Raw genomic sequence first — 23,252 nt, forward strand, 5'->3', positions numbered from 1 at the left:
TGAGGTTATCTATGAATCTTTCCGCTAAAACTGTTGTGGTTATTGCAATCGGTGCTGCTCTTTACGGTATCGGCGGCTTACCTATGTTTGGCATCCCTGTGTTTGCAAACACAACGCTAAAACCAGCAATGGCAGTATTAGCATTGTTCTCAGTACTATTTGGACCACTTGTTGGCTTCTTGGTTGGTTTTATTGGTCACTGGGTTACTGACCTATTTGCAGGTTGGGGCGTATGGCTCACTTGGGTACTTGGTTCAGGTATTGTTGGTTTGATTATCGGTCTATTCCCTTCTCTAACGCGCTACCGTTTGGAGAAAGGTGATTTCAATATGAAAGACTTCGCGTTATTCGTAGTACTTGCGCTATTAGGCAACGTATTTGGTTACGGTTGCTCTGCATTCCTCGACACGATTTTATACGCAGAACCGTTCACTAAAGTGTTTACCCAGCTTTCTATTATCGCGATCGGTAACACCATTCTTATTGCTATTGTTGGCTTCTTCATTCTTAAGTCTGTCGCTAAACGTAACAAGCAAAGCCGTAACTTAACAGAGGCTTAATGTCGAATGACAATCGAATTTTCTAACTTCTCTTTTAGATATGAGTCGCTGGACAAACCGACGCTAAAAAATATCAATCTAAGGATAGAGAAAGGAGAGAAAATCGTCATTATCGGTCCAAGTGGTAGTGGTAAATCTACCCTTGGGCAATGTCTTAACGGACTGATCCCACACGCAATCAAAGGGGAAACCAGTGGAACATTGACCATCAATGGTCAAGACACCGCCCCTTTCGACATGCACCAATACACTGAGCAAGTTGGCACCGTACTGCAAGATACGGACAGCCAATTTGTCGGTTTGAGCATTGGCGAAGACATTGCATTTGCGCTGGAAAACCAGCTAACTTCAAATATCGACATGTACCCATTGGTCAAAGCCACGGCCAAAATGGTCGACTTGGAACAGATGCTAGAACGCTCACCCCACGATTTATCTGGCGGGCAGAAACAGCGTGTTTCTTTGGCGGGCATTCTCGTCGATGACGTCGATATCCTTTTGTTTGATGAACCACTAGCTGCGCTTGACCCTAAAACGGGTAAAAAAACCATCGAGATCATCGATGATCTACACCGCGAAACGGGTAAAACCATCGTAATTATTGAGCATCGTCTTGAGGACGTTCTGCATTGCTCCGTTGACCGTATTATCTTGATGGAAAGCGGCGAAATCATTGCCGATACAACGCCAGATGAAATTTTAGCGTCGCCTCTGCTAGAAAATTACGGCATCCGCGAACCGCTTTATATTTCAGCACTGAAAGAAGCAGGCTGCTCGATTGAGGGCGATGCAAAACCTTCTAGCTTAACTACCTTACCGTTGGAGCAATATAAACCGGCAGTACAAGCATGGTTTGATGGTTCAAAAGCACAACCGCCCAAAACGCCAGCCGAGACTTTGCTTGAAGTCCGTGGCCTCACCTATTCTTACGACGGTGAGAAAAACGCGTTAGAAGACGTGAGTTTTGACATCAAGCGTGGCGAGTTTGTCTCTGTACTTGGCAAAAATGGCTCGGGTAAATCGACCATCACCAAACTGATTATGGGCGTTATTGAAGCGGATAGCGGCTCAATGAGTATGAATGGTCAAGATCTTAACGAACTGACCATCTTCGAGCGCAGCCAGAAAGTGGGCGTGGTGATGCAAAACCCGAATCACATGATTTCCCATCACATGATTTTCGACGAAGTGGCCTTCGGCCTCCGTAATCGTGGCGTTGAAGAGAAACAAATCGAAGCTAAAGTACTTGAAGTCCTTGAGCTGTGCGGTTTGAGCAAATACCGTCACTGGCCAATCGAAGCATTGAGCTACGGCCAGAAAAAGCGCGTAACCATTGCGTCAATTTTGGTATTGGAACCAGAGCTTCTGATCCTTGATGAACCGACGGCAGGTCAGGACTATCGAAACTACACGTCTATGCTGAGTTTCATCGAAAAGCTCAATCGCGAGTTGGGCGTAACCGTGATGATCATCTCTCATGACATGCATTTAGTGCTGGAATACACCACGCGCTCTATCGTGATTGCAGACAGTAAATTAGTCGCGGATGCACCAATGACGCAGGTATTCAGCAGTCCAGAGCTACTAGACCAAGCAAACCTCACTACCACAAGTTTGTTTGAGTTGGCTACGAAAGTTGGTATCGAGGACACCAATGGCTTTATGCAGCATTTTATCAATGTAGAAAAGCGCACCGCCAACAAAAAAGCGACGAAGTAAACCAACCAGAGAAAGCAGTGGCATGAAAGACAACAAAATGAAGTTTGGTATCAACTACATCGATACCCAATCGCCACTTCATAAGTTGAATGGCATTACTAAGTTCTTGCTTTTCATTGCTTGGGTAACGGTGGTATTGACCACATTTGACTTGCGAATCATCGCGCTGTTGATCGTGCTGGGTTTGGGCTTATTGAAAATGACCAAAGTGCCCTTTCATGTCTACAAACCGCTGTTATTCGGTACAGGCACGGTATTACTGATCAATGCCCTGTTTATGTTCGCGTTAGTACCGCAACAAGGTACTGAGTTCATGGGTTCATCAACGGTTTTACTCTCGTTACCCGGTAATTACTCGCTCACTCAAGAGACATTGTTTTACCTAGTAACAGTGACGTTGAAGTACTTCAGCATGTTTCCAATCGCGTTGGTGTTTGTATTTACCACTCACCCGACGGAGTTTTCAGCCAGCTTGAACCGCTTGGGTGTGCCTTACAAAATCGCCTATGCCGTAAGCTTAACGCTGCGCTACTTGCCGGAAGTGAAAAAGGACTTTGTTAACATCATGCACGCGCAACAAGCACGCGGAGTAGAACTGAGCAAGAAGGCTCCGTTGTTCACTCGTATGAAGAACGTCGCGAAGATTCTTGGACCTCTGATTTTCTCTAGTTTAGACCGAGCCGATCAAATCTCAAACGCGATGACGCTACGTGGTTTTGGCCGCCACTCCTCTCGCACTTGGTACAGCTTAAAACCACTGACCAAAACCGATATGATCTGCATGGCTGGGATTGCGGTGATAGTGATTGCGGCGATCAGCAAGCGTGTTATCGACACACAACTGTTCTGGTATCCGTTCTAAATTCTTAAGCTTCAAACAGAAGATAACGTGCTTAGTATTGCGAACACGTTATCTTCCCGCTTTCCCCTCGATAACTCGCCTGTTGGCTTCTTGCTTGCGAGTGTTCAAAAGAAGCGGTAATTTCAGCGGCTCGCTGATGTGCCAGAAAGTTGCTTATTTAAACGACCAACATGAACTAAACTCATCAGTTTTATCAGGGGCTTAATGATCAACTGCGCACTGCCCACGATGAAAAGCCAAGTACCACTTTCAATCAACGAATCATTCAAAAAGAAAAAGCTACCAATTAAAAACCAAATAGCAATGAGTAGGTCGTTTGCAGCACCTAACGCCTCATAGCGGCGCTGAATAACGATGTGACGGCTTCCTAGATCTAAATCCAACTCTCTGCCATGTATCTGCACTGTATAGCTCCCCTCTTATTGTTTCGCGTCAGTTATGCCCAAGTTATTTCGAAATACTTAGTTCTAAACCCTAACGGACGTGGCATGCATTGACAACCATTGGAGGGATTATCTCTTTGCAATCAAAAGAAAAGGGCGCATAAGCACCCTTTTTAGCGAGTCTAATTACAGGTATTCGCTTTAATGATTAGATAGTGAGTGCCAACTTAACTCCACTTCAACAAGCGAGTTTCGTTGCCTTCTTCCGGCTTCGCTGGAATATTGAGTGACAACAGCAAGCTCACTGCTGCCATACCAGCGCCGATGTAAAATACGCTAGCAGGTGAAACCAGCCAAATCACACCAAACGTAACAGGTATTACAACCGCCGCAATATGGTTAATCGTAAACGCAACACCCGCGGTCGACGCCATATCTGCTGGGTCGGCAATTTTCTGGAAGTAGGTTTTAATCGCAAGCGCTAACGCGAAAAATAAATGATCGACAACATACAATGCTGCCGCCCACTCTGCCGTTTGCACCAAACCGTACCCGACGAACACGAAGATCAAACCGACGTATTCAAACATCAACGCTTTGCGCTCACCAACAACGCCGATAAAACGGCCTATTCGCTTCGCAAACAAGAAGTTAAAGACATAGTTAATCAGGAACAGCAACGTAATATCTGCGGCGGAGTAGCCAAACTTCTCTACCATCAGGAAGCCAGCGAATACCGTGAAAATCTGACGGCGTGCTCCACTCATAAACGTAAGCGCATAGTATAACCAGTAACGTTTACGTAGGATGAGCTTCTTGTTCTGAGGCACTTTTGTCTTAAATTGTGGGAAGGCAAATGCCATCACCAAAATGAGCACAAAACCTAAACCACCAGCCATTAAATAGACCGTTTTAAAATCAAGTTTGAGCTGTTCGAGCGAAACCCAAATGGCGCCGTAGGTAAACAGAGAAGCCAAAGCTCCAACAGAAATAAACTTACCCAGCATTTCTGGCGCTTCTTCTTTAGATAGCCATTGTAAAGACAAAGACTGCTTGAGTGTTTCAAAGTAATGGAAGCCGGTGGACATTAACAAGGTTGTAAAAAGTAGACCGTACAAAGTGGGAAAATAACCTGTTAATGCCGTACCAAGCGTAAGCATCGCCAAAGAGACGAGCATAAAGCGTTGCTCTCGGATAAACAGCAATACAAACACGGCGGTAAAGGCCAAAAAACCCGGAATTTCACGCACACTTTGCAATAGGCCTATGTCGGCACCATCAAAGTTTGCTTTCTCGATAACAAAGTTGTTCAACAACGCCATCCAGGTAGAAAAAGCAATGGGCACGATAATGGAAATTAACAGGAGGAAATTTTGCGGCGTTCTCCAGCCGTGCGATGAGGTAGTCATGATGTTTCCTTTAAATATGAAGGCATCATCATAGCTTTAAATGTAACAAATTCGCAATATCATTATTATTTTCAGCCCAGAGCAAGCAGATATGGCTGAGGAATATTGTTATGAAGATAAACATCGCGCTTAACTCCTTGGCTAAGCGCGATGTTCAAGTATCAAGAGAAATAAAGCATGAGTAAATGTGCTCAGTGGCTTAATCAATGACTTTTACTGATAAGCGATTTTTAAATTCAAACACATGTTCTGGACATACATCCAAACAACGACCACAGCTAATGCAGTTTTGATCCATAACTCGACGATCTCCCTCTTTCAAAGGCTGCCGAAGCACTTCTGGTTCTGGGCAAACGTAAAAGCAATCCATGCATTTGGTGCAATCTTCGCGGCGAACAGCAGTAACCCGCAACAGGCTTTTTCGGCCTATCACTCCATAGGTAGCCCCCAGTGGACATAAGTGCCCACACCACCCATGCTCAACCAAGAGTAAATCCAACACGAACACCAGGGCGATCAACACCCAACCTGCGCCCATACCAAACACCAACCCGCGATGCAGTGCCGCCACTGGATCTAACCATGTCCAAAGAATTGCGCCAGACAGCGCACTGCCCAACATCAAAACAGGGATCAGCCAATAACGAATCACGGGAGACCAACGATAGCTCGCTTTAATGTTGAGCTTTCGACGCAACCACGCCGCCAAGTCTGTCACGATGTTCAACGGGCACACCCAAGCACAAAATGCGCGCGGCGCCAAAATCGCGTAAAACACCACGACAATCACTACGCCTAACAACGCATTAAACTCCGGAACATGCCCTGTCGCCAAAGCTTGAAGCACAATTAACGGGTCACTTAACGGCACGGTATCGAGCAACATACTTGATGACAGATTACCAGTTAGAATTCCCAGCGTCGGCCCAGCCATAAATAGCGCAATGATGGTGAACTGACATAGCCGACGTAAAATCAAAAACCGATGCGCGCGCCACCAACCAAGCTTTTCAAGCGCTTCTTTGCCAGCATTTTGAGCTAAATTCTTTGCCATTACTTACCTCCTTTTAGCGATTCAAGCGCACCTTCCGGCACAGGCGTCTCACTAGGGAGGATATTTTCGAGTGGTTTGTCGATCTCTTTCCAACCAAAATTGTAGTGGCTGCCCACTTTGCCTTTCGCCAAATCCGTCGGGACGACTTTAATAGCAGCGACATCCAACACGCACGCTTGTTCACACTTACCACATCCGGTACACACTTCGGAATTCACTGTTGGGATAAGTTTGGCGTGATAACCGGTTCGGTCGTTGTGAACCATCTCTAATGTGATGGCTTCATCAATCAGCGGACAAACGCGATAACAAACGTCGCATCGTAACCCTTGCCAGTTAAGGCAAGTTTCATGGTCAATAAGAACCGCTGTACCCATTCGAGCATCATCAATATCGGTTAGTTTCGGATCCAACGCCCCACTCGGACAAGCGACAACACAAGGAATGTCTTCGCACATTTCGCAGGGAATATCGCGTGCAGTAAAGTAAGGTGAGCCAGTCGCGACGGGTGAAAGTAATGTCGCAAGTTTCAGGGTATCGTAAGGACATGCCTGAACACACAAGCCACATCGAATACAAGTTGATTCGAAATCGCCTTCCGGCAATGCACCAGGCGGACGAATAGGCACACCTTTGGTTTCTCGAGCTTGGCTTTGTAGCGATTGTAAGCCCAATACACACGCAGCTGCGCCAACACCAGCCGCAGTTCGAGCTGTATCACGCAAAAATCGGCGCCGACTTTGCGATATTTTAGACTGAGAGGATTTCATGCTATTCCTCAACAAAACTCCCTTATCAAGTTAAGCATAAATAGCCCTAAACGTGTCGTTTCCCTATACCTCATAGGAGGTAACTCCATCCTCTATTGATTCAAGTCAACTGACACACAGTGCCGTCGTCACAGTTTGACTAAATGCGTTTATTTACTGCGACATGAAATTCACCACTATACTCTGCAGTACGCGCTATTCTCAGTACAATAATTCAACAGCTTTGCAATCTACTCGTTCAATTCGATGACAAATCACTACTAAAAATTCAAAAAAAGACATCATAACAAGCTAATTTAAAAGGTATTTATCCATTAAACATAAAAAAACACTATCCAAATAAGAAAACTGTGGTTAGATTAAAAATTAAAACTAAAAAGCGAAGGAGAGATGCATGGAAATTATCGTACGTCCAACGACCGTCGAAGACGCAGCGGCACTCGTAGAAATCTATTCACAACCAAAAGCACAACGTGAAACCCTGCAACTCCCAAAGCCTTCGCTCGCGATGTGGGTGAAAAGATTGTCAAACATACCTGATGGTGTTTATAGCTATGTCGCTGAAATAGATGGTAAAGTCGTCGGAAATATTGGCTTTCACCACTCTCTACGTCCAAGAACGATGCACACGGCATCGTTTGGCATCGGAGTACATGATAGTTTCCACGGACTCGGTATTGGTAGCAAATTGATAGAAACAGTCACTGAACTAGCAGATAACTGGTTAAATGTGAGAAGAATTCAGATAGAGGTCAATGCCGATAACGACGCCGCCATTGGGCTTTATAAAAAGCATGGATTTCAAATTGAGGGTGAAGCGATTGACGGTTCCTTCCGTGATGGTGAATTCATCAATACCTATTACATGGCGCGCATCAGACCGGGCCAAAGATAAAACAAAGCCTCCTACTAATTGGAGGCTTTTCTTTTTAAACTTCGACTCACTTTCGTAAGTAAGCCAACGCTCTGCGAGTCAATGCTTCTGTGTAGGGATTGATCTTCCAGTGGTCGGGACTCCAACCTTTCACAAATCGCTGAAAGTCTGCCCAAGCCACAGCAAACAAAGGACGCCATTCACGCTCGACTTCATTAGGGTCAAGATTCGGTTGATAGACCATTAGCGCGTGTTGCAACTGAGCAAAATACGTATCCAAAACCCAAACTTCCATCTCTGCACAACGTTCTGGCTTAACGGCGCTACTCATAAACAGTGCCACATCTTTCATTGCACACCCACATCCAACGTATTGAAAGTCAACCGCAGCAACGCTTGATTCTTCTTCATCAAAACAGAAGTTCGCCAATTTGGCATCACCATGTACTAGTGTTTTAAACTTAGCTTGCGAAAGCGTTTGATCAATCAATTGAGCCGCATTTTGTAGCTCAGTGTCTTGCAATGCTTCAAGCTCGTCGGGTCTGGTTGCTAAGTGCCAGTATGTTCCGGTATGCCACAACTTATCCGAACGAACATCGATGTATCGCGTATGAAAGTTCGCCAACCAAGTGAGGCAGGCTTGTAGATGCTCTAGCTGTGCATCTGTGATGACTTTTGGAAAGCCCACCTCGGCGAGATCTTCCATCACAATAAGCCATTCATTCTCCGATTGGAACGTTTTTAGACCTTGTGGTACTCGGCAGCGAGTATCCACCCCTCCGGAAAAATGCTCATACCAATTCACTTCCACCTGATAAGAGTGCAGCTTTCTTTGATGAGAACGGTCCGTATTCCAGCCTCTAGGATGCTCTGAAGGCTTAGGGAGTTTTACATGCTTAATGATCACCGAACGAGTTGAATAAGTAACTCGGACTAACTCCCCATAGCCTCCCCATAGCGATTGTATGACTTCTACAGAGCGGTAATTACCGAGATTGAGTTCCTGGCCAATAGTTTGGTAGCGTTGGTGGTTGTTACTCATCATGCGAGCAGATGTGACCACGTTTGGTTCTTCTCCATGTAGTGAATAACATATGGGCAAACTGGTTTGATTTGATAACCGAGTGACTCAATTTCTGGCAACACCGCTTCCATCATCACTTTTCCGTACCCCTTACCTCGCAGTGCTTCAGGAACAACCGTTGATGTAATGTGCATGACATTACCCTCAAGCTGGTAAATCAACTTGGCTTTATAGCCCTGCTCTAAATCAACCCAGAATGTACTATTCGTGGCTTCATGAGTTACTTTATGCATATCTTGCTCTCTAATTTTTGTTACAGATTGATTGAATCAAACTATATCACTGAATAAAATCGATACCATGCGGGAGTGCTGCTTCGCCTCACGCGATTACCTTCTCACATCAGGTACGACAATTATAATGAGAAATATGAGCCCAATTGCCAGAGACGGCAAGCTACCTCTGCAAAGCAAGAAGGCACCAGAACGTCAGGCAAGTACATTAAATAGCACCGATGCAATGGCAATGGTCGAACATGGCAGTGAAGTGAGCTTAAACGTCACCACCCCCGTTGGTACAAAGTTTATTACAACCAGCACATTTGTTGGCTGTCACTCAAATAATACTGCATTGATAGAGGTTCCGAACATCTCCGATGAAGACTTGAAGTTCTATTTTCAAGAAGGCTTTTGGATCAATGTAAAAGCCTACTCTCATCGAGGTGAAGGGGCCGTTATCCCATTTCGGGCCCAATTACAGCATCGACTAGGCGATCCGTACCCAATTTTGGTGCTAGACCTACCCAACACTATGCAGGTCTTTCAGCTTCGCAAAGAAGTGCGTTACGAAGTAAATTTGAGAGCGCGTGTTTGTTTAGAAGCCTATCGAACTGAATGCGAAATAAGAGATTTATCTCGTAGTGGCTGTCGTTTTGTAACATCACCGATGAGCCGACCACTTCAGGTTGGTGACCACGTTTCATTGGATCTAACTATGCCCGGAGAAAGTCGTATGCTAGCGCCGTTGCGAGGTCGTATTTGTAATTTACAAAAATCAACGCACTATGCTCGCTACGGAATGGAGTTTGATGAGGTTGGTAAAAACAACGCTAAAAACCTCCTCAGTCACCTCAAATTTGATGGTACTAAGCTCACACTAAAAAGATAGATTTGATAACCCCTATCGCTTATCAAGAAGCTTTGAAGTGCTAGAAAACAAGAAACCCCTTACTTTTCAGTAAGGGGTTTTATTTACTAAGAATAAGGCAGTATCTTAGATAAGAGTCATGACTTAGAAGTCGTAACGTAGACCTAGCGCTAGCTCATCTTTTTCAGCCGCGCCTTCGTTATCCATTAGATCGAAGTTGTATGATGCGTAGCCACGGAAGTTAGGCTTGAAGTAGTAAGTTACATCAACAGCTAGGTTTTCTACAGTATCTGCGTCTTCTAGTTCACCTTTGTTGAACGTAGAAGTGAATACAGTTTGACCCATAGTGTAAGCAGCGGCTAGTTCGTAGCCTTTGTAATCAAAAGTCTTACCTGCAACATCCATATCCGCGCCAGTGTAGTTACCAGCGAAGTAGAAGTCACCTACAGAGTATGCAGCTACCAGCATGAACTCATCGCTGTCGTTTTGATCTGCGTAACCAGCACCTAGTTCAAAACCAGTGTTAGCAAACGCGTAAACACCAGATAGAGAGAAGCCATCTTCCTCGTTGTCTGTAAAGCCTTGTGCATCTGTTGTGCGATCAGCAAAACGGTAGCTAGCGCGTACAGCTAGTTGCTCGAATTGGCCTTTGTAAGACAGCATGTTATCTGTACGGTCAGAAACCGGCAGTTTAAGTGCTGCTGTGTTACCGTGGTAAGCCATAATGTCAGTAAAGTCAGTAAGAACCACTAGTGCGCCGTCGTTTTTACCGTAAGTTACTTCACCGTATTTGCCACCCAGACCCGCATAAGCGTAACGAGTTTCAAGACTGTCTGTCTCACCAACTTTGTTACCTTTAGAATCAAATACATCATAAGTTTCAGTTACAAACTCACCTTCCCAAAAACCAACGCCGTATAGGTTTTCATTGATTTCCTGTTTGCCTAGGAAGTTAAGACGGATGCGAGTACGGTCTTCTGCCTTACCATCCATCATAGAAAGACGCGCTTCAGCGCGGCCGCCCATCTCAAGAGAAGTGCCATCTTGGTTGTATAGTTCTGAAGCGACAACTTGAGATCCTGATGCCATTAGCGCCACTGCTACAGCTAAAGTTTTTAATTTCATTGTTATTTTCCATATCATTGTTTTATATGTGTTTTCTCACCAGAAAAACAGGACTTTTCTGTACCAACGAGAAAACTGGCGGCATAGTAGCAGCTGTTATTTTTCACGCAACGTGTTGAATAAACAGCACTTATAGAAGAAAACACCACTTAAAATGACGATATGAATACCTCTCAACCATCAAGTTATCGGTTGAGTTAAAAAAAATGTTCGCGTCAAAAAAAAATTGACGAAAAAAATGTAAAAACAATATCACAAAACGTGATATTGCCCGCAAAAAAAATCTTATTAACTGACTGTTTTAGATAGACTTATTGATAATAAATCCGATTATTACAAACAAAAAAATCCCTGAGCATTCACTCAGGGATTTAGAGATTTGATAAGTAGATGATGAATTAAAGCTTAAAGAAACTTAATTGCTCTTTCTGCTTCTCTGCAAGTAATGAAAGCTCAGTACTCGCACTTGCACTTTGGCTGATGCCCGCTACGTTTTGGTTTACAAGCTCCGACATGTTAACCACGTTGCGATTGATATCTTGAGTAACTTGAGACTGCTCTTCGGCTGCGGTTGCTACTTGCGTGTTTGAATCGTTGATGTTGGCGACCGACTCGGTAATTCCAACCAACGCTTCATTCGCTTGTTGCGTCAGCTCGTTGTTGCGGCTAAGCATATCAAGGCTGACTTGCATACTGTCATTCGCCAGCCCAGACTGCGCTTGAAGCTCTTCAATGATCGTTTGGATCTCTTGTGTCGAGTCTTGAGTACGCGCTGCTAGCATGCGTACTTCATCAGCTACTACCGCAAAACCACGACCAGACTCACCAGCTCGCGCCGCTTCAATCGCAGCATTCAATGCTAGCAAGTTGGTCTGCTCAGATACACCGCGAATCACTTCAATAACATCGTTGATCTGTACAGATTGCTCTTTTAGACGCAAAACAACTTGCGCTGCATCGTTCAATGCTTGAGACATTTGCGCACTTGCTTCCGCACTTTCTTGGAAGATAGCCAAACCTGATTGAGCAAGTCCATCAGCTTCACGCGCGGTTGCGTCAGCAGAGGTCGCGTTATCACTCACATTATTCGCAGTGCTTGCAAGCTCGTTAACCGCAGATGCAACTTGCTCGATCTCCGCCAACTCTTGTTGAGCGTTCGCTTCCGCTTGCGTCATTACCGCAGCCAATTCGGTCGATGCAGATGCAACTTCCTCACTAATACGGGTTAACTGGTCCACAGTGTTGTATAACTGCTCTGCGGTTTGGTTTACATCTTTGCTCAGCTTAGAGATCTCATTGTCCCCATCGACATCTGCACGTACTGATAGATTACCCATTGCTAACTGACGCATCACTTCTTGCAGCTTTTGGATTGGTGTAACAATCATGCCAGATAGGAACCAAGCGCCTATCAATGAGAAAGCAAATACCGCTAAAACCGTCAACATAGCGTTATTTTGCACACGTTCATTTTGCTGATGACTTCTGATAGTAGATTGTTCAGCTTGCTCGTTTACATGCTTTGATAGTGTGTTAATTTGTTGGACCATTTCTCGGCCAACATTGCGATACTCTTTGACAAATGCACGGTACTCGCTATCCGATTTCAAACCTTGATCGTATTGGTTGAAGAAAGCAACTGAGCGCTCTGAATATCGCACATAGGATTCAATTGCTTGGCGAACTTTAACGGCATCGTCACGGAATAGGTTTCGGGCTTCAATTGCGCTTAAATCGGCATCAACTTGCTTTAAGCCTTCTTTCAATTCGGTTAGAAAATTCTCACGACGAGAAGCATCGTAAATAGCGTAAACCGCGCTTATGCGCAGAGGGTAAATTTGGTCGTCAATACTCGCCAATGTGTCTTTGTGAAAAACCAAAGATTCTTGGTTGGAAGCAATAACATCTTGCTCTGCTTGAAGATTGTTTTTAGTAATCCAAAGAGCAATAAACAAAACAATCGCGGTAAATAATACCGGAACCAAAATTTGCGTTCGTACTGACAAATTTTTCAGTGATAACTGCATGACAGGGCCTCAGTTGTATGCGTGATGTCTATATCCAAACAAACTCGAGCAGTGCCTATAACAACGTTACTTTTCGGCAGTTTGAATATCTATGCTTCCTTGCGACGGGATAAATCCCAGACGAATAAACAAGTGGCGAATATTAGAGGTCGATCACACTTTTGTCTAGTACAAAAACTCTCCATTTTCAATCTGTTATTGACAATATCCCGACAGTGGCGTCGGGATATTGTCGTTATGATAAATTATGATCACTTATGATGAGATACATTCACATTTAGGACGGTTTCAGCCTATTTTCTCAACGAATTGAGCTTAGCTTGAGCAAGGCCAAAAATGGTATCGATTGGATAAGAGCCTTCATCGGTTGGCTCACCAGCAACTTTCCCCGTAAACAATTCGATAGCTTCAGTAACATGGTCAATCGCCCAAATATTAAACTCGCCTTTTTCGACTGCTTTCACGATGTCGGAACGAAGCATTAGATTGTGAACATTAGAGCGCGGAATAATGACCCCCTGCCCGTCATGACGACCTTTAATTACACACACATCATAAAAGCCTTCGATCTTTTCGTTTACGCCACCAATAGGCTGAGCTTGACCAAATTGATTCATCGACCCTGTTATCGCAATGTCTTGTCGATTTGGTTGCTTTGAAAAAGCAGACACAACCGCACATAACTCAGCCATGCTGGCACTATCACCATCAACACCACCGTAAGATTGCTCAAAGGTAATGGTTGTCGTTAATGGCACTCGTGCCGTTTTACCAAATACGGAAGATAAGTAGGCAGACAAAATCATTACGCCCTTAGAGTGAATACTGCCACCCAAATCCACGCTGCGCTCGATATCGATAACATCCCCATCACCGTAACACGTCGTCGCTGTGATGCGATTCGGTGCACCAAACATGTAGTCACTAGTGCTCAATACCGAAAGTGCGTTCACTTGGCCTACGGCTTCTCCTTCGGTGCGAATCAGCGTTGTGCCGTTAATAAAGGTTTCCATTACGTTATCGCGTAATCGGCTTACTCGCATTTCTTGGTTATTGAGCGCCTCTTCAACATGCCCAATACGGATCATGTTGGAGTTGGCTTGACGAGCCACGTAGTTCGACTCTCGAAGCAAGTTGGCGATATTAGCCGAATGTAGAGATAGCTTGGATTGGTCGCCAGACAAACGTGAGCTGTATTCGATGATCCGAGCAATGGCTTTGCGATCGCAATGCAGCATATTGTTGTCATGCACCACGCTAGAGATAAAGCGCGCGTAATGCAGCTCAGACTCCGGCGTACGTTTCATTTCGTCTTCGAAATCTGCCGTCACACGGAACAACTCGCTGAACTCTGGATCGTAATGTTGGAGTAATTGGTAAGTTCGGTAATCACCAAATAAGATAATTTTGATATCAAGCGGAATCGGTTCAGGATCGAGTGATACCGCCCCCGTCAATGTGACCTCTTTTTCTAGAGACGTAAAACTCAATTGACGAGCACGCAATGCGCGCTTCAAACCATCCCAAACGTAAGGCTGTTCAAGTACTTTCTGAGCATCCATTAATAGAACGCCGCCATTCGCCTTATGCAAGCTCCCTGCACGAATCAGCGAGAAGTCGGTAAACACCGTTCCTTTGAAAGTGGCAGTCTCAATCGACCCGAAGAGTGAATGATAATTGGGATTTTCTTCAACAACGATAGGAAATTCGCTGCTTTTACGGCTTACCAAGACGTTCACTTTATAACGACGTGGCAATTTTTTATCCAAGGATGCCGTCGCAATTTCGCCTTGCTCGCCACTTTGGTCAAGGAAGATATCTGCGTTTTCAACAATATCTTTTTGCAGCTCAGTTAAGTAGGTTTTGATTTCGGAATATTGCGCGTAATCCACTTTGAGTTTTTTGATGAAGTGAGTAATCACATCAAGCGTCACTTCATCATTGAGCTTTTTGATTTTATCGCTGTATGTCTCTTCCCACTCCGTAAGCTCACGAACCATCGAGCGCAATCGCACTTCGAGTTCATCAATAGCATCGCTGAATTGCTCTTGTTCTTTTTTGCTTAGTACATCAAAAGACTCTTCCGTATGAAGCTCATCACCGTTCATGGCGACAAACTGATAATCCCCCTGCGTAGTCAGTGTTAGGCTGATGCCCTTTTCTTTTGCCTCTCGACTAATACGATCCAGCTCGTTTTGTTGCTTAGCTGCCAATTGATTTTTTAATCGCTCAGCGCGGCTAAAGTACATTTCATTGTCGAATGCTAGGGGTAAAGCATTCAATAATTTGCCCATTAAAGCTTCAATATCAACACGTAGCTTATTTCCGATACCACAAGGCAACTTTAATACCTTTGGTGTACGGGTATCCTCAAAGTTCGCAACGTAACACCAATCAAACAGGGCTGCTGCATCGTGCTGGTGGCGATTCAGATAGCGCAAGATCATGGTGCGTTTACCTAGCCCATTCTGACCAATGGCGTAGATGTTATACCCTTTCTCTTTGATGGACATCGCAAACTCGACCGCTTTTTGCGCGCGCTCTTGGCCCACGATTTCATCAATTGGAGGTAACTCCTTGGTCGACTTACATGGCATATTCTCTAGATCTGCTACAGAATATAGCTGCTTAGCTTCCAATCTTAGTATTGCCATATCCACTTCCTTTTTTCTTATTTTCGTTATTTGAGTGTAGAGATTATTTGCTTAATTTTAAGTGATTTACCTTCCACCCTAGATTGATTGGACATTTTATGAACACATAAGTGATATTAACACGCACTTGCAATTGATAATCAATTTCATTTAATATCTAAACAAATCAAATGTTGTGGAGATGGATATGAATATTGAGCAATGCTGGATGCGCTACTTAAAAGCGGAGCAACTGATGGAACAAGGCCATTGGCCAGAAGCTCATCGTTTATATGACGACGTGCTCAACAATCTACCCAACCACATTCATTTAGCGCTAGAAAATGCACAAACTAAACCTTGCCAGTTTGTATGTCTCATTACGGGGCTTAGAGATGCCAGCGTGACGCAATCAGAGATTCTCAACAAACTCGGCTTACAACATGATGCGTTCTCAATACTCAATCAAACTTACGCGCTATTTCAATTTTTGCAGCTAGAGAGCCATGAACTGATTGAGCGCGTAGGTCACCTACTTGGTCAACAGAGCGAAGACTTATTAGCTCACATGGCGGCATTTTGCTCTGCCCAACGTAATGCTCAATGGATGATAGAACTCGAGCACGTAACGCGGGCGCATGAGCAGTTCTTACATTTGCAAGCAATGAGTTCGGCAAAATCTTCGCCTTCTCACCTGTATAATTAATCTAAAGCTCAAGCATTGAGGCCAGCTAGGTTTATGCTGTCCATTGCTTGAGTATCATTTGCTTTATCAACCACAAGGATCTGTGATGTCTTCTAAAACCATTCTTTCGGTGAACAACCTATCAGTCAGCTTTACGACAAACGATGGGATCGTCGATGCAGTAAAGAATGTTAGCTTCGATTTAAAAGCAGGCGAGACGCTGTCCATCGTTGGCGAATCTGGCTCTGGCAAGTCAGTATCAACCAATGCACTGATGAAACTACTGCCAGACAACGCTATTTTGCATGAAAGCTCATCCATCATGTTTGAGGGTAGCTCCATCTTGGATAAAACAGAGCGTGAAATGCAAAGTATTCGCGGTGATCGCATTGGCATGATTTTTCAAGAGCCGATGACCTCACTAAACCCGTACATGCGGGTGGGTATCCAAGTCGCTGAGGCCATCATGTGTCACCGCCCGGTCGACAGAAGAACAGCAAAAGCAAAGGTGTTAGAGCTGTTTGAATTGGTTCATATGCCAAACCCAGAAAAAGCGTACAACAAGTACCCACACGAATTTTCTGGTGGTCAATTGCAACGCATCATGATTGCGATGGCACTGATTAACGAGCCCGATATTTTGATCGCCGACGAACCTACAACAGCGTTGGATGTCACGGTTCAAGCAGAAGTGTTGCACCTGATTAAAGAAATTCAGGCTCAGATGGGCATGGCAATCCTATTTATTACTCATGACTTAGGCGTCGTAAAACACTTTGCAGATCGTGTCATTGTGATGTGTAAAGGAGAAGTCGTCGAAGAAGGCGAAACGCAAACACTCTTCGAGGACCCAAAGCACGAATACACACGTATGCTAATCAACTCGATTCCTAAAGGCAGTAAGGAGCCTATTAGCGAAAGTGCTACACAGCTTTTAAAGGCCGACGATATACGAGTCAAATTCTTGGTAAAGTCGCATTTTATTGCGAGCAAGAATGAGTACTTCGAAGCGGTAAAAGGCATTTCTCTTGAGCTTAAACAAGGAGAGACCCTCGGGATCGTTGGGGAGTCCGGTTCAGGTAAGTCTACACTCGGCCGAGCTTTGATAGGTCTACTGCCCTCAACTGGCAAAATAGAATATAAAGGCCAAGATATGGCCTTGCTGACAAACAAAGAACGTTTTGAGCTGAAAAAAGACGTTCAGATGGTATTCCAAGACCCTTATGGTTCGCTTTCTCCTCGTATGACTATCGGCGAGATCATCACAGAAGGATTAACTGTCCACCAACCAATGTTGAGTAAAAAAGAACGTATGCAGAAAGCGCGCGACGTGCTCCGTGAGGTCCGCTTAGATCCCGCGTCCATCAACCGTTATCCGCACGAGTTTTCAGGAGGCCAGCGTCAGCGTATTGCTATCGCGCGAGCACTGATCCTTGAACCTTCGTTTATTCTGCTTGATGAGCCAACCTCTGCATTAGACCGCTCGGTGCAACTGACAGTGATTGACCTTCTGAAAGATTTGCAGAAAAAACACAATATTGGCTACTTGTTTATTAGCCACGATCTATCAGTAGTTAAAGCACTCTCTGATCGTGTTCTAGTCATGCAAAAGGGCGAGGTCATGGAACAAGGTACGGCCGAAAAGATTTTCCAAAACCCTAAAAATGACTACACGAAAAAACTGATAGATGCCTCATTTGATCTTGAAAACAGTGAAAATCAGCACAATGCGGCTTAGGTTCATCACAGTTTCATATTCATAAACTAGGATTAAGAAAAGGTGATAAATTCATCTTGTCTTAAGAATGGCGTAGCTGCCTTTCGGTTTGGCCGCCGAGACTGGTTGGTTCAAGAGTCAGACTTAGTCAACCTGGCTCAAATACTGGCAAACAGTATGAATTGAGTTCCCCCAACCATGAAAAATGCCGCGACACTGTCGCGGCATTTTTTTATTCTCAGAAGCTTCGAACAACTAGGGCATTAAATCGACTCAATACCCATATTATGTAACGTAAATGCATACACGTCTGTGGTGAGGTCAATTTGCTTACTCAGCGGCATTCCTGCACCATGACCTGCATTGACATCAATGCGTATTAACACTGGATTAGCGCCTTGCTGTTTGTCTTGCAGCTCCGCAATAAATTTGTACGAATGTGCTGGCACAACTCGGTCGTCGTGATCAGCAGTTGTCACCAAGGTAGCAGGATATTGCACGCCTTCTTTTACATTGTGAACAGGAGAGTAACCAAGCAAGTATTGGAACATCGCTTCACTTTGCTCCGACGTGCCATAGTCATACTTCCAGCCTTCTCCAGAAGTAAACGTGTGGTAACGCAGCATATCAAGCACGCCAACCGCAGGCAGCGCGACTTTGAATAGTTCAGGGCGTTGCGTCATACACGCTCCAACTAACAAACCACCATTAGAACCACCGCGAATCGCTAGGCGATCCGAGCTAGTGTAGTCGTTTTCAATCAGGTATTCCGCCGCCGCAATAAAGTCATCAAACACATTTTGCTTGTGCTGCTGAGTGCCTGCGTTGTGCCAGGCTTTACCGTATTCACCGCCGCCTCGCATGTTGGCGACAGCGTATATACCACCCAACTCTAGCCAGTTGGCTACATTGCCAGAAAACATTGGAGTGAGGCTGATGTTAAAACCGCCGTAACCATACAACATGGTTGGTGCTCTACTATCAAGTGCAATGCCCTTCTTGTATGAAATGATCATCGGAACTTGCGTGCCGTCTTTTGAGGTGTAAAACACCTGTTTTGATTCATACTCATTACGATCGAACGGTGCCTTTGATTCCTGAAACAGTGTCGATTCACCTGATTCGACATCAAATGAGAAGATCGTCGGAGGCGTCACGTAGTTAGTGAATGTGTAATAAAGTGTGGTTTCTTCTTTTTTACCCGCCAGACCATAAGCCGTGCCTTCTCCCGGCAATTGTACATCTCGAATCCACTCACCTTGGTAGTTAAACTGCTGCACTTTAGAAAGCACATCTACCATATAAGTCGCAAACAGATAACCGCCACCTTTGCTGATTTCTAACGGCTGTTCTTGTTCAGCAATCACGTCAGCCCATTGTTCTGTCTGAGTGTTGTAGCTGACAACTTTGCCATTCGGCGCGTCTAGGTTGGTGTAAAGCAGCAAGGTTGCATCTTGGCTATCAATTAAGTAGGTGTCTCCTTGCGTTGTCTCGCGCAGCGTCACAATTGCCTGTAACTCAGACTGTAAATCAATATAAAACAGACGATTACCCGATGTAGATTCTGCGCCAGAGATAATGAGGAAGCGATCATCTGTCGTCGTCGTACCAGACACATAACGATGAACTTGCGTATCCAACTCACCGAAAATCACTTTATCTTCAGATTGAGGTGTACCAAGTTCATGATAATAAAGCTTGTGATGCTCAGTTCGAGCAGACAACTCACTGCCTTGCGGCTTATCGTAGCTTGAGTAATAGAAGCCTTTGCTGCCCAGCCAAGAAATCGACGTAAACTTCGCATCAACAATCTCAGGCTCTAACTGTTCTTTGGTTTCCGTATCAATGACAAAGATCTTACGCCAATCACTGCCCCCTTCCGAGATGGAATACGCGACCAAACGATAGTCTTTAGAGAAGCTGACTTCGCCAAGAGAGGTCGTGCCCTCTTCGGAGAAAGTATTGGGATCAAGGAAAACCTCGGCTTCTCCCTCGCCTTTACGTCGATACAATACGCTTTGGTTTTGCAAACCGTCGTTTTTGTAGAAGTAGGTGTAGTCACCACGTACAAATGGCTGGGAATATTTTTCGTAGTTTTGACTGTTCGCCACTAAGTCACGGATTTGTTGGCGGTACGGTATCTGACCAAGGAAATCGAAGGTGACCGAATTTTGACCCGAAACCCATTGTGCGGTTTCTTCACTTCGATCATCTTCTAACCAGCGATAAGGGTCGGCAATGTCGTGACCAAAATAAGTGTCCACGACAGAATCTTTACGTGTTTTTGGGTAATGCATAACGTCCGTGTTACTCCGTTGTTTTTATTAAGTTGTTTATTTTCATATCGTTTTATTGCGGTGATTACCTTAGAGCACCAAATATTGATTTCAACGACATTGTTTTAAATCTATGAAGGAACTAGAAATAATGAGATATCGTTAAGTAACGATCACGAATGTGCTCAATAAGCAGTTTCACTTTATTCGGTGGTTGACGAGTAAACGGGTACACCGCATAGATACCCAACTTTTTACCCACTAGTTCAGGAAAAATATCCACCAGTTGGCCATTGCGAATATCGTGATACACCAAGCATCGCGGGACGTAAGCTATACCATGGCCGCCCAGAGCGGCTTTACGTAATGCGGTCGCGTTATCAGTAGAAAAGCAGCCCGATACTTTGACGATGTAATTACCATCTTCGCCTTTAAACTCCCAGTCTGTTGCACCTGTGGTTTGGTAAGCGTATTGCAGACAATTGTGCGTGGTGAGATCAATCGGCTCGATCGGCTTCCCATTTTTAGCGATATATGAGGGGGACGCGCACACCACCCATTGAGAATCGAGAATATGTCGAGCAATTAAGCTGGAGTCCGCTAGGTAACCGGTTCGAATGACCAAATCATAACCATCAGCAACCAAATCGACAAAGCGGTTATCCAATGACATGTCCACGGTCAGACCCGGATGAAGGTTACAAAATTCGGCAACAGCATCAGCAAGTATCAAATCTCCAGAGATACACGGCACGGACATTTTTATGTGACCGCTCACATTCTCTCCAAAGCCTGCAACAGCGTCCATAGCCTCCTGAGTGGCCTGCTTCACATTTTTAGCACTGTGGAGTAACACCTTACCTGCTTCGGTTAAGGTCAATTTACGCGTTGTTCGATATAATAGCTGCGCCCCTATCTCTTCCTCCAACCTTGCCATTCTTTTGCTAACTACCGAATTTGTAAGGTTATTTGCCTCTGCAACCTTACTAAAACTGCCCAGTTCGATTACTTGAGAAAATAGGATTAAGTCGTCTGCTCTCATACGATTATGTCACTTTTGGAATTAATTATTTTCATTATTTCCCTATATCAACAAAAAATAAAGGAGTAAATTCACGCCAAATTAACAAAACCATTACAACAAAAAGTCACCTCTACAGCGGATTGACACCGTTCGAGAAGTCAGCGTACGAAGGATGTACAAATGAGTGAAACCCTACTTGCCCTAGTGGCATTTTCGCCAATTGTTGTTGCCGCCATCTTATTGGTTGGTCTCAACTGGCCTGCTAAAAAAGCCATGCCTGTTGCGTTCGGTTTAACCGTCGCTATTGCCCTAATGTTTTGGGATATGTCAGCCAATCGCGTACTGGCTTCTGTATTCCAAGGGCTAGGCATTACTGTCTCTGTTCTATGGATCGTGTTTGGTGCCATCTTCTTGCTCAACACTTTAAAACACACTGGAGCGATCACCACTATCCGTAATGGATTTACCGATATTTCAGCTGACCGCCGTGTGCAAGCCATCATCATTGCTTGGTGTTTTGGCTCATTCATTGAAGGGGCATCAGGGTTCGGTACCCCTGCAGCAATTGCTGCGCCACTACTGGTTGCAATCGGCTTCCCTGCGCTAGCCGCTGTCCTAATGGGCATGATGATCCAGTCAACGCCAGTTTCATTCGGTGCGGTGGGTACGCCAATCATCGTGGGTGTAAACAAAGGTTTAGACACGCATAACATCAGTGAGTCTTTGGCTGCACAAGGCGCAACATGGGAAATGTACCTGCAAGATATCACCGCACACGTTGCTGTCATTCACGCAGTCGTAGGTACGATGATCCCGGTATTAATGGCGATGATGTTAACACGTTTCTTCGGCAAGAACAGAAGCTGGAGTGAAGGCCTGGATATTCTACCATTTGCGTTATTCGCTGGTGTCTCTTTCACCGTTCCATACGCGTTAACCGGCGTATTCTTGGGCGCAGAGTTCCCTTCACTAATCGGTGGTTTGGTTGGTCTTTCTATTGTTGTTACCGCAGCGAAAAAAGGCTTCTTAGTACCAAAGACTAAGTGGGATTTCGAAAGCGAAGACAAATGGCCTGCTGAATGGCTGGGCTCGCTAAAAGTCGATCTAAACGACAATCCAGGCAAACCAATGAGCATCGTAAAAGCTTGGGTACCATATGTAATGCTGGCGGTAATTCTCGTCGCAAGCCGCGTAAGTCCGGAACTGAAAGGCTTTGTACAAAGCGTAAGTTTGTCGTTCAGCAATATTCTTGGTGAGACTGGTGTGAGTGCCGCTATTCAGCCGTTGTACCTGCCAGGCGGCATTCTGGTGTTTGTCGCACTGCTTGCCGCAATGTTACAAAGTGGCAGCGTAAAACCATTGCGTGAAGCGTTTGGCGAGTCAAGCAAAACACTGATTGGCGCGGGGTTTGTCTTGGTATTTACCATCCCGATGGTTCGTATCTTCATCAACTCTGGTATTAACGGCGCTGACCTAGCAAGTATGCCGGTTACAACAGCTAACTTTGCCTCTGACCTTGTCGGTTCTGCGTTCCCAGCACTGAGTGCCACCGTTGGTGCGCTGGGTGCGTTCATCGCTGGCTCAAATACGGTTTCAAACATGATGTTCAGCCAGTTCCAATTCGAAGTCGCACAAACACTGTCTATTTCGAGTGTGATTGTTGTGTCGCTTCAAGCCGTTGGTGCTGCCGCAGGTAACATGATTGCGATTCACAACGTTGTTGCCGCATCAGCCACCGTAGGCTTACTTGGCCGTGAAGGCGCGACATTACGTAAGACGATTATCCCTACGTTCTACTACATTGTAATGACGGGCATTATTGGTTTGGTGTTGATTTACGGCCTCCAAATGACGGATGTCTTGATGAAGTAACGCGAAACGCAGGGTTTGTAGCCCTGCCTAATTTGACACAGCTGTCAGCACTACTACCCCGACATGTTGATTTAGCTTGCTACATCAATCCC

General features: G+C 44.9%; 19 protein-coding genes. 8 read left to right on the forward strand and 11 right to left on the reverse strand.

Features of this window, described 5'->3' with window-relative positions; all coding sequences use genetic code 11:
* The first annotated feature begins 11 nt into the window (after positions 1-11).
* From R7Q46_RS02905 to R7Q46_RS02915, 3 genes are read left to right on the forward strand one after another with little or no spacing between them, the layout of a single operon-like run.
* Complete coding sequence (locus tag R7Q46_RS02905) at positions 12-560, forward strand: ECF-type riboflavin transporter substrate-binding protein (protein WP_005375133.1); 549 nt, start codon at positions 12-14, stop codon at positions 558-560.
* Positions 561-566: 6 nt separating this feature from the next.
* Complete coding sequence (locus R7Q46_RS02910) at positions 567-2,279, forward strand: ABC transporter ATP-binding protein (protein WP_318077281.1); 1,713 nt, start codon at positions 567-569, stop codon at positions 2,277-2,279.
* 22 nt (positions 2,280-2,301) lie between these two features.
* On the forward strand, positions 2,302-3,141 hold the full coding sequence (locus R7Q46_RS02915; RefSeq protein WP_318077282.1) for an energy-coupling factor transporter transmembrane component T: 840 nt from the start codon (positions 2,302-2,304) through the stop codon (positions 3,139-3,141).
* Positions 3,142-3,263: 122 nt separating this feature from the next.
* Here R7Q46_RS02915 and R7Q46_RS02920 read toward each other — a convergent pair whose 3' ends face one another.
* The 4 genes from R7Q46_RS02920 to napG form a co-directional block, all read right to left on the reverse strand.
* Positions 3,264-3,545, reverse strand: a complete 282-nt coding sequence (locus R7Q46_RS02920) for a YrhK family protein (RefSeq protein ID WP_025768568.1) — start codon at positions 3,543-3,545, stop codon at positions 3,264-3,266.
* Positions 3,546-3,751: 206 nt separating this feature from the next.
* Positions 3,752-4,933, reverse strand: a complete 1,182-nt coding sequence (locus R7Q46_RS02925) for an MFS transporter (protein ID WP_005375129.1) — start codon at positions 4,931-4,933, stop codon at positions 3,752-3,754.
* Between the two features lie 199 nt (positions 4,934-5,132).
* Positions 5,133-5,987, reverse strand: coding sequence for a quinol dehydrogenase ferredoxin subunit NapH (gene napH / locus R7Q46_RS02930; protein ID WP_017635480.1), 855 nt, complete (start codon positions 5,985-5,987; stop codon positions 5,133-5,135).
* On the reverse strand, positions 5,987-6,757 hold the full coding sequence (gene napG, locus R7Q46_RS02935; protein WP_149191635.1) for a ferredoxin-type protein NapG: 771 nt from the start codon (positions 6,755-6,757) through the stop codon (positions 5,987-5,989). The genes napH and napG overlap by 1 nt, the downstream gene beginning before the upstream one ends.
* A gap of 394 nt (positions 6,758-7,151) precedes the next feature.
* Here napG and R7Q46_RS02940 point away from each other — a divergent pair, with 394 nt between their 5' ends.
* Entirely contained in the window at positions 7,152-7,652 is a 501-nt protein-coding gene (locus R7Q46_RS02940; RefSeq protein ID WP_205391367.1) for a GNAT family N-acetyltransferase, read from the forward strand.
* Positions 7,653-7,698: 46 nt separating this feature from the next.
* Here R7Q46_RS02940 and R7Q46_RS02945 read toward each other — a convergent pair whose 3' ends face one another.
* Together R7Q46_RS02945 and R7Q46_RS02950 are read right to left on the reverse strand one after the other, a co-directional pair.
* A complete protein-coding gene (locus tag R7Q46_RS02945) occupies positions 7,699-8,676 on the reverse strand; it encodes a phosphotransferase (RefSeq protein WP_213871365.1) in 978 nt (325 codons plus the stop codon).
* Positions 8,673-8,948, reverse strand: a complete 276-nt coding sequence (locus R7Q46_RS02950) for a GNAT family N-acetyltransferase (protein WP_064369632.1) — start codon at positions 8,946-8,948, stop codon at positions 8,673-8,675. The genes R7Q46_RS02945 and R7Q46_RS02950 overlap by 4 nt, the downstream gene beginning before the upstream one ends.
* 127 nt (positions 8,949-9,075) lie before the next feature.
* Between R7Q46_RS02950 and R7Q46_RS02955 the strand changes: the two genes are divergently transcribed.
* Positions 9,076-9,822, forward strand: a complete 747-nt coding sequence (locus R7Q46_RS02955) for a flagellar brake protein (RefSeq protein WP_042521645.1) — start codon at positions 9,076-9,078, stop codon at positions 9,820-9,822.
* A 123-nt stretch (positions 9,823-9,945) separates the two neighbouring features.
* Here the strand turns inward: R7Q46_RS02955 and R7Q46_RS02960 are convergent, their stop codons facing one another.
* The 3 genes from R7Q46_RS02960 to R7Q46_RS02970 all read right to left on the reverse strand — a co-directional run bounded on the left by R7Q46_RS02960 (position 9,946) and on the right by R7Q46_RS02970 (position 15,607).
* Complete coding sequence (locus R7Q46_RS02960; RefSeq protein ID WP_005375122.1) at positions 9,946-10,926, reverse strand: porin; 981 nt, start codon at positions 10,924-10,926, stop codon at positions 9,946-9,948.
* 398 nt (positions 10,927-11,324) lie between these two features.
* Entirely contained in the window at positions 11,325-12,953 is a 1,629-nt protein-coding gene (locus R7Q46_RS02965; protein WP_005375120.1) for a methyl-accepting chemotaxis protein, read from the reverse strand.
* 293 nt (positions 12,954-13,246) lie between these two features.
* Complete coding sequence (locus R7Q46_RS02970; protein WP_005375118.1) at positions 13,247-15,607, reverse strand: Lon protease family protein; 2,361 nt, start codon at positions 15,605-15,607, stop codon at positions 13,247-13,249.
* Positions 15,608-15,794: 187 nt separating this feature from the next.
* Here R7Q46_RS02970 and R7Q46_RS02975 point away from each other — a divergent pair, with 187 nt between their 5' ends.
* Entirely contained in the window at positions 15,795-16,292 is a 498-nt protein-coding gene (locus tag R7Q46_RS02975; protein ID WP_005375116.1) for a hypothetical protein, read from the forward strand.
* Positions 16,293-16,377: 85 nt separating this feature from the next.
* Complete coding sequence (locus R7Q46_RS02980; protein ID WP_017635486.1) at positions 16,378-18,009, forward strand: ABC transporter ATP-binding protein; 1,632 nt, start codon at positions 16,378-16,380, stop codon at positions 18,007-18,009.
* A gap of 242 nt (positions 18,010-18,251) precedes the next feature.
* On the opposite strand, the gene R7Q46_RS02985 is transcribed toward R7Q46_RS02980, so the two are convergent.
* Both R7Q46_RS02985 and R7Q46_RS02990 read right to left on the reverse strand, forming a co-directional pair.
* Entirely contained in the window at positions 18,252-20,285 is a 2,034-nt protein-coding gene (locus R7Q46_RS02985; protein WP_213871257.1) for a prolyl oligopeptidase family serine peptidase, read from the reverse strand.
* A 121-nt stretch (positions 20,286-20,406) separates the two neighbouring features.
* Positions 20,407-21,306: a LysR family transcriptional regulator gene (locus R7Q46_RS02990; RefSeq protein WP_005375112.1), complete on the reverse strand. Its 900-nt coding sequence runs from the start codon at positions 21,304-21,306 to the stop codon at positions 20,407-20,409.
* 162 nt (positions 21,307-21,468) lie between these two features.
* On the opposite strand from R7Q46_RS02990, the gene R7Q46_RS02995 reads away from it, so the two are divergent.
* Positions 21,469-23,160: an L-lactate permease gene (locus tag R7Q46_RS02995; protein ID WP_048625381.1), complete on the forward strand. Its 1,692-nt coding sequence runs from the start codon at positions 21,469-21,471 to the stop codon at positions 23,158-23,160.
* The last annotated feature ends 92 nt before the right edge of the window (positions 23,161-23,252 follow it).

It is taken from the genome of Vibrio sp. 811 (assembly GCF_033339195.1).